Source organism: Dyadobacter psychrophilus, from assembly GCF_900167945.1.
GTDB lineage: Bacteria > Bacteroidota > Bacteroidia > Cytophagales > Spirosomataceae > Dyadobacter > Dyadobacter psychrophilus.
Map to the genome: position 1 here is coordinate 1204742 of NZ_FUZA01000002.1, position 12063 is coordinate 1216804.

Sequence of the window (12063 nt, forward strand, 5' to 3'; positions counted from 1 at the left end):
GTTATTGAATTTTTGGTGTGGCTGATGTTTTATGAAGCGTCACGCGATTTTTCTCTTCAATAATCCGGATCAGGTCTTTGGTAAATGGCTTTGTATCAGCCGGACTCAAATGCGACCAGTCGGGACACACATATTTGGAAAGCTCCGGGTAATCAGTGAAATGGATCCCTGGCGCGCCAGTTTCTCTTAAAAGCCGGTCCCAGAAAAGTTCGCGCGGATAAGACTGCTTTTCGGCTGACCAGGCGGGATCACTGGAAGGCATTCTCAAAAATGTGACACTGCCGCCTCTCGCCCTGATCTTGTCAACCGACTCTTTCACGGAGGAAATAATGTTAGTAAGCGTGTCGCCCGAAAAGCCCGGTTTTGTTCCCAGCATACCCAGGTAGCTCCACACATATTGGACGCCATGCTGCACTGCCGTATCCGCCATAAATGTATCACTGAAAACTTCCTGCCGGTTCGCCGTTGTATAGCCCATATGCATCGGGAAATTCGGGAAAACGAATACGCCTGGGCGGCTTTCGATCGGCAGCCTTTTGAGCAGCGAATTAAGCGAAAAACGCTCCTCGTCCAGGAAAATAAAGTTACTTTCCAGGATGTGGTTCAGGTGAAAACTGGCTTGCTGCGAAAGCGACCATCTGGGATAAAATGCCAGTCGCTTGCCGGCCCTTTCTTCCATAAATGAACCGTCCGCGGAAAAGAAAAGCCCTTCCGTTATTCCTACCAGGACTGTGCCTTTGAATTTGGGATCATTGGCCAGGTCGCGGAGGATGGGTCGGGGCGAAGTGCCTACCAGTGCGAGTTGCACAGGCTGATAACCCGTTTCTTTTTCCCAGGTTTCCTGGTCAATGTCAAACTTCACACGTGATGAGCCGATAATGACCGGCTGGCCGGGCGCGATGTCGTAGATCTTTTTCCGGGTGTGCGACCACAGACTTTCATCGTCATTGAATGAAAGTGCGAAGCCCTGGTTTCGCCAATAGATTTCCCAGCCTGCAACAAACAACAGCACGATTGCGAGTGCTAGCCAGGCCGCTTTTTTGTAATCAGAAGTTTCCATGTAAGTGAATTTTAGGAAAGGATGTGCAATTGCAATTAATTGTTTCTTGGTTACAATTGATTGTATATCAATTAATTGGAATAAATATAGCGTTATTCGGGAGAATCTGGCTCCGAAAAAACATCAAGCATGCCCTGTTATTATTTAGCGGTATGGATTCGCGTAATTCCACCCAGCATCCCGTTGCGTACATCTCCGCAGATTTCTGTTATTGGATTATTTTATTTAAAAATTAGATAAAAATCTTCTCCGGTAAGGTTTGATTAATGTTTTATTAATCATTTCTTAATGAGCCCCACATTACTTTGACCCATGGTTTGGCCAACCTGATACGCCTCACATTGCTGTCACCGACTTAAAAGAACTCTATGGGAAATCGACTTTTATTAAAACAGGAAGTGTTACGAACCTTCCAAAAATACCTGCTGCATTTTTGCCTGGTGCTAGCCGTCTCGCTGCTGACGGAGCGATGGGCTGTTGCGCAGTCTGCCAGTGAAACCAACATTTCGGGTGAGATCAAAGATGAAAAGAACGACGCCATTCCGGGCGCGAGCATTGTGTTGCAAGGCTCCGCAAAAGGAACCACAACCGATGCAAACGGTAAGTTTTCCATGAGCGTGCCGCGATCCGGCTCGGTGCTGATTGTGAGTTTTCTGGGTTACAAACGCCAGGAAATCCCTGTGGGCAACCAAACCGATTTTGCGATCAAACTGGAACCCAGCACCGACGATTTGCAGGAAGTTGTGGTGGTGGGTTATGGAACGCAGAGAAAACAAACGCTCACCGGTGCGATATCTAACATTGTCTCCGAGGATATCAAAACCACAACGCATACGAGTTTGGCGCAAAGTCTTCAGGGAAAAGTGGCCGGTGTGCAGATCCGTCAGAATTCCGGCGAGCCGGGTTCGTTCAGCACAAGCATTAACATCCGCGGGTTTGGCGAGCCGCTTTATGTAGTGGATGGCGTTGCCCGTGACGGAGGTTACGAATTTCAAAAGATCAATCCCGACGATATTGAAAGCATTTCGGTGCTGAAAGATGCGTCAGCTGCGATTTTTGGGATCCGCGCGGGTAATGGTGTTGTCATTGTTACAACGAAAAAAGGAAGTAAGGGAAAGCCAAAGTTCAGCTATAATGCGGTTTACGGGCGCCAAAGCCCTACCGACGTTCCGCAAATGACCTCTGCGTTGCAATGGGCAGAAATGCGCAATGACGCTGCGAAGAATCTCGGAGAAAATCCGGTTTATACGGCGGAGGAGATAGAAAAATTTCGGACGGGAGCGCCTGGATATGAGGGAACGGATTGGTATAAGACTGTTTTGAACAAATCGGCTTCCCAGCAGCAGCATTTTCTTTCAGCCTCGGGTGGGGAAGGTGCAGTGACTTATTTTACCAGCTTTGGTTTTCAAAACGAGAATGGTCTTTTGAAAAGTAAGGATATGGGTTACAAAAAGTACACATTCAGGGCGAACGTTGGCATTGATTTAACTAAAAACCTGAAAGCGGACCTGATCCTTTCCGGCTTGTTTGACAAGCGGGATCAGCCGGGAGATAACTTTTTCAACATTTATAAAGGGACCAGAATCGCGTTGGCGACGGAGCGGCCATATGCCAATGACAACCCAAAATATCCTTCCCTGCTCAGCGGAGGCTATAATCCGGTTGCACTTGCGGACGGTGACCTGACGGGATACAATGAAGAAGCCAACAAGTTTTTCCAATCGACTTTCGCATTGACTTACTCGGTTCCCTTTGTGCCGGGCTTAAAAGTGAAAGGTTTGGTGGCATATGACAGCAACAATTACCGCAATAAGTCGGTCTCCAAGAGCTATAACCTTTACACATACGACGCGGCAACGGATAAATACACGGCGCACCTGCAACGCAATCCCTCGCGCATCGGTAATAATTTTTCGGACAATAACCGCGTGACTTTCCAGGGACAGTTGCTTTACAACACGGTTATCGCCAAAAATCACAATGTAGGTGCAACATTGGTTTATGAGCAGCAGGAATCCAAAAACCGTTGGGCTGGCTTAGGCAGGGAATATGCGTTTTATACCAATGACCAGATTGACCAGGCCGGGCTGAATAACCAGACAACCAGCGGTTCAGAAAGCGAATATGCAAGCCAATCATTTGTGGGAAGGCTGAATTACGACTTTAAAGAGAAATATCTGTTGGAAGTCGCAGCTCGTTATGACGGCTCGTATCGCTATCATCCGGATCGTCGCTGGGGATTGTTTCCGGTGGTTTCTGCTGGCTGGCGCGTCACCGAGGAGGCATTTATGGATAATATTCCTGTGATCTCCAATCTTAAACTCAGGGGTTCTTACGGGCTGGTGGGTGCTGACGCAGGTGCGCCATTCCAGTATGTGCCCGGCTTCTCGCTCACGGGCGGCGGCGGATATGAATTTACCAATGGCAATTATACAACCGGAGCAGCTTCTCCTGCTATTGTAAACGAAAAACTAACATGGTTCAAATCGAAGATTAAGGATGTCGGCATTGATATCGGACTTTGGGACAACCGGATTGACCTGACTTTTGACGTTTATCAACGCGATCGCAAAGGGTTGCTGGCCAGGCGAAATGTATCGTTACCCAACACTTTCGGCGGAACATTGCCGGACGAAAACCTGAACAGCGACCGCGTGCAGGGAATTGAGTTTTCGGCTGCTTACAATGGTCAGATCCGCGATTTCAAATATGGCATTTCAGGAAACTTCAACTACGCCCGCACCATGAACCGCTATGTGGAGAGGGGTGATTTTCTGAACAGCATGGACAAATGGAAGACGGGAACAACCAACCGCTGGAATGACGTCGTATGGGCTTATCAGTTAGAAGGACAGTTTCAAAATAAGGATGAAGTGATTTACGCGCCGATCCAGAATGGTGATTTGGGTAACACCCGCGAGCTTCCCGGTGATTTTAAATACAAGGATGTGGACGGAAACGGTATGATTGATGGGAATGATGCATTGCCATTGTTCTTTGGCGGCGATCCGAAAATGTATTACGGCGTAACATTAAATGCCTCGTGGAAGGGTTTTGACTTCACCGCGCTGTTCCAGGGATCGGGCAAATACAGCGTGCGTTTCCGGGAAGTCTATGCGGAGGTTTTTGCCTTCCGAGGCAACACGCCTGAATATTTCTATGACAGATGGCATCTGGACGGTGATAATGAGTGGATTCCAGGCAAATGGCCAGCTTCACGATTCAATTATAACGTGGGAGCCATGTATGCAGAAAGCTCGGCCTGGCGGAAAGATGCTTCGTATCTGCGCTTCAAGAGTGCGCAACTTGGCTATACATTCAATCTAAGCTGGCTGAAAAAGATCGGGATTGACGACGTCCGGATCTATGGAAACGCGCACAATATTTTCACCTGGGCCGATCCGTTCGTGAAGCCTTTTGACCCGGAAAAAATTGAAGGGTTGTTTGGTGCCGGGCTTACTTATCCGGTTACCAGAAGCTACAACTTTGGTATTAATGTTACATTCTAACAGCTGAGAAAATGAAATTGACCAAACATATATTAATGCTATTTGTGCTGTTAACCGCCGTTAGCTGCGACAATGTGCTCGATAAGCAGCCATTGGACAAGTTGCAGGGGGAAAACCTTTTTTCGAATCCGGAAGGGGTGAAGTTGTACATGGCAAATTTGTATTACCAGTTGCCAATCGAGGACTTTACGTTTTTCAGACAGGGCTTCAACTGGAATACGGGTGATCCGAACAATGGAGGATTTGCGCCGGCCATGATCACGGACGAAGCCGTTCACACGGAATTTGGTGATTTTATCGGTAACGACGATTTTCAATGGTGGGACCAGGGTTACAAGCTCATCCGGGACACCAACATCCTGATCGACATTATCCCTACATTGGACGTGACGGAGGACGAAACCAAAGCCCTGGTGGGAGAAAGTGCCTTTATTCGCGCTTACGCTTATTTTGCATTGGTAAAAAGATACGGAGGCGTTCCTTTGATCACCGCTGTGCAGAAATATGAAGGCGACGTAGAAGCGCTGAAAGTGCCTCGCAGCACGGAAAAAGAAACCTGGGATTTTGTATTAAAAGAATGTGATGTTGCCATTGCCAATCTGGCCGATTCCTGGCCGGGCGGCGAAAGGCGTGCTACGAAATGGGTGGCCTACGCACTTAAATCCAGGGCTGCTTTACACGCTGCATCGTTGGCAAAATATAGCGAAAGAGCGCCGATCTCAGGCACGGCTGTGGATCAGAAACTGGTTGGGATAGAAAAATCGGCTGCTGCTGACTACTATAAGGCAGCCATTGATGCTTCTGAGGCCATTATAAATTCCGGAAAATTCGCCCTTTATAAACCAACGCCCGCTAGTCCGGAAGAAGCTGCCGAAAATTATCGCAAGCTATTTGAAGATCCTAACATTGCGCCAACGGAGACTATTTTTATCAAAGGTTTTGCGCGTCCCGGCGCGGGAACAGGGCACAATTACGGAATCTGGTATCAGCCTAATCAGACCGCTAACGGCTGGCCGCACCCTGGCCGCATGAACCCCACGCTGGACCTGATCGATGCTTATGAAAGTTACACAAATCCCGGTCAAAATGCACCGATCGCCACGACAGTTGCGGGTAACGATGTGAACGATTACAATGGATTTGACCCAGCTAAAAACTATAAACGCTACGACGATCCGGCAGGGATTTATAAAGATAAAGACGCGCGTTTGTGGGCGACAGCGATTTTGCCCGGAACGCCCTGGAAAGGACAGAAGATCATCATTCAGGCTGGATTCGTGAAGCCTGATGGCAATGCACAACTTTTTGGCGGTGATCCGATTAAGGTGGGTGGCACGACCATTTATCCGTACGGCGCAGCGGATCGCACCCAATATTCCGGTTTCGACACCTGGGGTGGAAACAACACCCGGACGGGCGTGAGCTTTAAGAAATTTTTGAACGAGGGAGTGAATGTTGCGCCGGGCTGGAATCAGACTGTTTCCGACTGGGCCGACTTCCGTTATGCTGAAATTTTGCTCAATTACGCAGAAGCAATCGTCGAAAGCGGCACAGGAACAGCTGCAAAAGGAGCGCAGGCATTGAACGACATTCGCCGCCGTGCCGGCCATACCAAAAACATTCCCCTGACGATCGACAACGTAATCCGGGAAAGAAGGGTGGAGCTGGCTTTTGAAAACAAGCGGTTCTGGGACCTGGTGAGAAGGCGTGAGTATCACACGCTTTTCAATAACCGTGTGCGTCATGCACTCATTCCCGTGCTGGATCTGCGCGTAACACCTGCAAAATACATTTTTATCCGCCAGAATATTGCGCGACTGAATCCATCAACCTTCGATTACAAACAGTATTACCGCTATATCCCTGGCATTGGTTCTAACGGGCTGGTTCAAAATCCTCAATATTAAGCATTGGAAAACATGAAACATTTGAAAACCTATCTGTCTGCTTTGCTGATTATCTTTATTGCAGCGGCTTGTAAAATAGACAATTACCCGGCGCCGGACGCGCGGCTTTACGGGACATTCCTGGATGTGGAAACGAATGAGCCTGTGGAGCAGGACATTATCCGCGGAAGCACAATTGAGTTTATTGAACATGGTTATGCATCTCAGACCAAGCAGGTTATGATCGTTAAAAATGACGGAACGTATCGTAACAACCTGATTTTTGCTAATCAATACACGATTACCCCCGTTCGCGGGAATTTTGTGCCGGCTGAGCCGCAGGACGTTAATGTGGCCGGTGAAACGAAGCTCGATTTCAAAGTGCAGCCCTATATCCGCGTGAAAGATGCGAAGATTGAAAAGTCCGGTTCGAAAGTAATCGCGACGTTCAAAATCCAGCAGACTGTAATCAATAATGTGAGAAAAATAGGCCTTTATGCGCATCCTGAACCTTCGGTAGGGGAGCCTATGCGGACGGTTTTGTCTGAGACGGACATTAATGCTGCAACGGACCCGAACAAGGTTTACAAACTGGAAATTGACATTCCGTCGAACAGTAACAACCTGAAAGCCGGCAGCCAGTATTTCTTCCGCATCGGCGCAATCATTGATGCCCCGGAATCCAAATTCAACTATGCAAAAGCTGTGCGGATTGCATTGTGATTTTGTTGCAATGGATTCCAATCCATTTAATGCAGAGATTTAAAAACTAAACCTTTAACTATGAAATTTTTTCGATTCCTATTACTCTTACCTTTTCTTTCATTCGGCTGCAATGGTGCGGAGGATGATAAACAAAATATTGATTCTAAACCAATTGAAGAAGTCAAGTATGATGAGACCGGCGTTCTTTTCAAAAGTTATAAAGGTCTTGTAATGGCTGGTTACCAGGGCTGGTTTAGTGCTGAGGGCGATGGAGCGGGCCGTGGCTGGCATCATTACCAGAAGGGCGGGAAATTTGAGCCGGGTGCAACTTCCATTGACTTCTGGCCTGACGTTTCTGATTATTCCAAAACCTATAAAACGGCTTTTAAGTACAAAACTGGCGAGACTGCGCCAGTTTACAGCCCGTATGACGAGGAAAGTGTGGATCTGCATTTCAAATGGATGAAGGAGCACGGCATTGATGGCGTTTATATGCAGCGTTTTGTTGGAGAAGTGAAAGGGGAAAGTGGCAAGAGGCATTTCAATAAAGTGCTTGCCAATGCATTGAAAGCGTCCAAAAAATATGGCAGGGCGATCAGTATAATGTACGATTTGAGTGGATCATCTTCTGCGGATATGGACTTCATCGTCAAAGATTGGGAAGAGTTGCAGAGCACTTTCAAGCTTTTTGATAACACGGAAAACCCGCAGTATCTGCGTCATAACGGCCGCCCTTTGCTTGCGATCTGGGGTGTGGGTTTCAACGACGGTCGCAAATACACCATTGCCGACATTCAAAAGCTGATAGAAAAAGTGAAAGGGCCAACAAAAAAGGCCTCCATCTTGCTGGGCGTGCCTTACTACTGGCGGAGCCTCGGGAAGGACACGGAAAATTCGACATTACTACACACAGTTGTCAAAAGTGTCGATGTGGTGATGCCCTGGGCGGTTGGACGTTATAATGCTTCCACTTATACGAGCGTTGCGGGACCTAATTTGCCTGCCGACATTGCGTGGTGTAAAGCGAATAATCTGGATTACGCGCCGCTTGTTTTTCCAGGTTTTAGCTGGGGTAATTTAAAGAATGATAAGTCACTTTACAATCAGATTCCGCGCGGAAAGGGCGATTTTTTATGGCAACAGATCGCAGGTGCCAGGCTCTCGGGCGCGGAAGCATTGTATGTGGCGATGTTTGACGAGGTGGACGAAGGCACTGCTATTTTCAAATGCAGGCGTGAAGGGGAACTGCCCGAAAACGCCGACGGAAAGTTTGTTGGCATCGAGCCTGAACTCAAAACGGATCATTATCTCTGGCTCACCGGGCAAGGCGCCAAATGGTTTCACGGGGAATCGGGATTCAGCGCTAAGAAACCTGAAAGACCTCTTTAAGAGAATCAGAAATGGCTGTCAGGAATGCAGGACTTCCGGCATGTCTTTTTGAAACTCTTCCCCGTAAATCCGGCTGTATTCTCTGGCAAAATTCTCGAAAGTCGTTTTTGCCAGAGAATGCTTGCCCAAAAGCGCCAATGCCTTGCATTTGATGGTCATTGCTTCTTCGTTAACCGGATCAAAATAGAAGATATAATTGGCCACCTTAATCATGAATTCAGGATCATCCGTAATTTTCACCGACGCTGCGTAACGCAAATAAGCGTCGACGATTTCATTGGAAATCTCCGATTTGAAACTGTCCAGCCACTCATATTCGAGATCAGCCAGGAATGTTCCGCGTTTACTGATCTGCGACAAGTCTGCAATGTCCTGCCTGGAAAGCACGCGCTTATCTGAAACCAGTTTCAAATATTCCGCATAATCGACGTGAATTTGCTCATAATCAATGTTTACACGCCAATATCCGCTTTCCTTGGAGATATGGCAAAATTTCAATTTGTCCAAAATTCCTTTCAGCTTCGCAATGTTAACCGCCCGGTTGTTCCGCGCGCTTTCCGACGATTTATCAAACCAAAGCAATTCCTTCAATTTCTCAGAACTAATCCCTTCCCGGCGAACGGAATGCAAAAGGATGACCAGAAACAGTTCTTTTAGTAAAGGCGTAAACAATCTGGTGATCTCAGTCCCTTGATCATCAAATAATTGCAGGTTACCAAACAGCATGACGCTGCTGTGAAGCGGAACTGGTTTTGTTTCAATGCTTTTTTCGGTAATGTCAATGATCGGGGAAGGGGAGAACGAAACTTCCGCAGCTGAGATTTTTTCAGCCGGAACCGGAATAACCTCTTGCGCCGCATCAGCCGGTTTGCGGCGTTTGTAAAAATAAAACCCGAGAACAACGGCCAGTAAAGCTCCAACAATCCAAAGCACATTTCCCGACTTTGCGGAAGCCTGGGCAACGGCCGGGACCGTTTCCAATGGCGGCGAGAAAAGGGAATAAATAGAAACTTTGGTTTGGTTTTTGTCCGTCCTGAAAAGGGTGACAGCCACAAACCTGCCGGTTGACTCATCAAAGAAAAGGTCTGCAAATGATTCTGTATCAATAAATTCAAATGGAATTTTGGAGCCAACGACCTTATACTCCGGCCTGGATAGTGAGCCGGTGATGAGCTGTAATGCAGAATTGAACTTATCTTTTGGGAAAATTAGCGCATAGTAAGCGCCTTCCTTCTCCCTGACGATCATTGAATTGGCAAAAACAAAATCTTCCTGCGGAATTTTGAGGTCATATATTTTTCTGAAAGAACCTGTTTTGGTGTTGAAATAGATAAGGTCATACCAGTTTCTCGGATTCAGGATCTGCCTGCCGGTGACGCTTCCATAACCGCCCATAATGTATGCGCCGCCGGTTGCCTCGCCCGCAGCTGCCAGATAACGCGGCGAGAAAGCACTGTCCTGTCCGCTTGTTTGCGACCATTTTTCGGTTCCCGGATGATATTTTTGGATGATGTTCTTATATTCAAGATGTCCGTAACCGCCTAAAATATAGATTGTTGAGTCTGTTTTTGAATAAAATTTATTTGCGTGCAGGAAATGCGTTTTCAGTTCGGCGGTAACATTATTCTTGTTCCACTTGCCGCTTAATGTGTCAAAATAGGAAACCTGTTTTTCATTAATAAAAAGATTGTAGATCCGGTTTGAAGACTTTTCATAGAGCACTTGATTATCCATGAAAAGCGGCTGTTTCTGATGCGGAATCCGCTTAACCTGGTTATTTGAAATGCGGTGCGTCGTCAATGTATCGGTGCCAACAATGTATACGATCCCGGTTGTCTGATCACATGTAACGCGGGCAGGACCTTGCACTAAGAAACTTTGCAACGGTTGCCACTCGTAGTGCATTTTCTTGATCCATAGTGGGTTAGCAACTAGTCCGTCTGCGTTTTTAACAGTCCCGACTGCTTTCGTGCCACTCATTTCGTCGAGATTCCAGCGATATTTTTCTGCCCCGTTCTCAGCAATGGCGATGTTCCTGATCTTCATCGGCGGAACATCGGTTGTATTGAAATTTTTGTATTTATTGGCACCGAACAGAATCTTGAAGCAGCCATTTCTTTCCAATGCCACGGCCTGCTTAAACTGCTGCGATCCGCTGAAAACAGTGAGCGTTCCGGCATCCTTATCAAAGACCAGGCGCACCTTATTCCAGCTCTGATAAAGGGAAGTTTCGTCCATGTCAAAAGCGATTTTGGAGAATTTATCGCCTATAACAACTTTAAACCGGTCCTTATTAAGGGAAGAATTGTCGTAAAGAATGTCAATGTTCTTCTTGTCGTTTTCGATCAGTCTGACAATGTACCCGAAATAATTCTTTTTATGTTTCAGAAAGGAAACCTCGAACGAGAGCTCGAAGTTTTTGTCAAAACAAAGTGTCTTATCCGGCGAAAGATCCAGCCCTGTCCTTTTGTCCTGCACCGATTCAAAACTCTCAAAACCGAGGCCATACGACTGCGCAAGGCACAAATTGATCATCCCATTGAAAAACTGGAATGCAAGCAGGATAAAAACGATCTTCAAACTTTTACACATATTCAAACGACCACGATCTGGCAGGGTGCGCAATTAGTAAATATTAAGATTTTTTTGGCTTCATTTTACTTTATCCCTTATTTATTTGTTTCGCCAACAATTTGCAATACATTGATTACAAGCAAAAAAGGCACCGGAATGATTTCCGATGCCTTTAAGGGATGCAAAAGCGTTCCGCTATTTCACGGGCTTCTTAAAAATCGACGAGTCAACGGGTGTATTTACAGATACTTTGCTCGTAATGAACGACATAGTGCCCATTTGCGCATTGGTAATGTCCATTGTATTTGGAAATTTAACACCTTCCACCTCTTTATAATCCGAAAGGTCAATTTCGCCGCTCTGGCCATTCATGTCCACTTTTACCCTGCTTACCAGGTAAGTTTCAGCGTCCAGATATTCATCCATTGTTGTTCCTTCTTTCGAAGTCACTTTCAAATGGTAAACGTCTTTTTTGTCAAGTTTTTCTTTGCCAACGAGCTCTACTTTGTTGCCCTTTTCCTTGTAATTAACAAGCCCTCCAAATGGATCCAGAGATGCGATTTGCTGTTTTAGCTGATCGGCGGGCATGTCCTCAGGCTCTCCCGTGCCACCCATTTGCGTAGGACGGATCATCCAGCCTTTCGAATCGTCCACCACCTGGACCATTGAATTTCCCATAATGGTAGATTCGTTACGAAGCGATTTTCCAACAACGAGAACCGTTTTGGTTGGAATTTCCATGCCTTGCACGGCCAGCGAGCGCTCAGTAATGACTGTATTAACCGCCTTGATTTTATCCATACCGCCCAAAGCAGTCACATGTTTGTCCACGATTTCGTCGACCGTTTGCGCATAAGAGCCTGCCGAGATCAAAGCCGCTGCAAAAGCGACGAACATTTTGGTTGTTTTCATACGTAGGTTTATTTGGAGTTAAGTTAGT

Annotated in this window: 7 protein-coding genes; 4 read left to right on the forward strand and 3 right to left on the reverse strand. The window is 46.7% G+C overall.

What is annotated here, in order from left to right; genetic code table 11:
- Nucleotide 1: 1 nt before the first annotated feature.
- Nucleotides 2-1060 (reverse strand): hypothetical protein, encoded by a 1059-nt coding sequence (locus B5X68_RS11965; protein WP_082214904.1) that lies wholly within the window; start codon nucleotides 1058-1060, stop codon nucleotides 2-4.
- Between the two features lie 368 nt (nucleotides 1061-1428).
- Here B5X68_RS11965 and B5X68_RS11970 point away from each other — a divergent pair, with 368 nt between their 5' ends.
- From B5X68_RS11970 to B5X68_RS11985, 4 genes are read left to right on the forward strand one after another with little or no spacing between them, the layout of a single operon-like run.
- On the forward strand, nucleotides 1429-4569 hold the full coding sequence (locus tag B5X68_RS11970) for a SusC/RagA family TonB-linked outer membrane protein (RefSeq protein ID WP_082214905.1): 3141 nt from the start codon (nucleotides 1429-1431) through the stop codon (nucleotides 4567-4569).
- A gap of 11 nt (nucleotides 4570-4580) precedes the next feature.
- Nucleotides 4581-6476: a RagB/SusD family nutrient uptake outer membrane protein gene (locus B5X68_RS11975; protein WP_082214906.1), complete on the forward strand. Its 1896-nt coding sequence runs from the start codon at nucleotides 4581-4583 to the stop codon at nucleotides 6474-6476.
- A gap of 12 nt (nucleotides 6477-6488) precedes the next feature.
- On the forward strand, nucleotides 6489-7178 hold the full coding sequence (locus B5X68_RS11980) for a DUF3823 domain-containing protein (protein ID WP_082214907.1): 690 nt from the start codon (nucleotides 6489-6491) through the stop codon (nucleotides 7176-7178).
- A 60-nt stretch (nucleotides 7179-7238) separates the two neighbouring features.
- Entirely contained in the window at nucleotides 7239-8549 is a 1311-nt protein-coding gene (locus tag B5X68_RS11985; RefSeq protein WP_082214908.1) for a glycoside hydrolase family 99 protein, read from the forward strand.
- A gap of 18 nt (nucleotides 8550-8567) precedes the next feature.
- Here B5X68_RS11985 and B5X68_RS11990 read toward each other — a convergent pair whose 3' ends face one another.
- Complete coding sequence (locus tag B5X68_RS11990; RefSeq protein WP_082214909.1) at nucleotides 8568-11141, reverse strand: AfsR/SARP family transcriptional regulator; 2574 nt, start codon at nucleotides 11139-11141, stop codon at nucleotides 8568-8570.
- Nucleotides 11142-11318: 177 nt separating this feature from the next.
- Nucleotides 11319-12035 (reverse strand): LolA-like protein, encoded by a 717-nt coding sequence (locus tag B5X68_RS11995; protein ID WP_082214910.1) that lies wholly within the window; start codon nucleotides 12033-12035, stop codon nucleotides 11319-11321.
- Nucleotides 12036-12063 lie beyond the last annotated feature (28 nt).

Excerpts from the sequence above, each read along its gene's own strand:
- B5X68_RS11980 (WP_082214907.1), top strand. The coding sequence starts at position 6,489 with ATGAAACATTTGAAAACCTATCTGTCTGCTTTGCTGATTATCTTTATT.
- B5X68_RS11965 (WP_082214904.1), bottom strand. The coding sequence starts at position 1,060 with ATGGAAACTTCTGATTACAAAAAAGCGGCCTGGCTAGCACTCGCAATC.
- B5X68_RS11985 (WP_082214908.1), top strand. The coding sequence starts at position 7,239 with ATGAAATTTTTTCGATTCCTATTACTCTTACCTTTTCTTTCATTCGGC.
- B5X68_RS11990 (WP_082214909.1), bottom strand. The coding sequence starts at position 11,141 with ATGTGTAAAAGTTTGAAGATCGTTTTTATCCTGCTTGCATTCCAGTTT.
- B5X68_RS11970 (WP_082214905.1), top strand. The coding sequence starts at position 1,429 with ATGGGAAATCGACTTTTATTAAAACAGGAAGTGTTACGAACCTTCCAA.
- B5X68_RS11975 (WP_082214906.1), top strand. The coding sequence starts at position 4,581 with ATGAAATTGACCAAACATATATTAATGCTATTTGTGCTGTTAACCGCC.
- B5X68_RS11995 (WP_082214910.1), bottom strand. The coding sequence starts at position 12,035 with ATGAAAACAACCAAAATGTTCGTCGCTTTTGCAGCGGCTTTGATCTCG.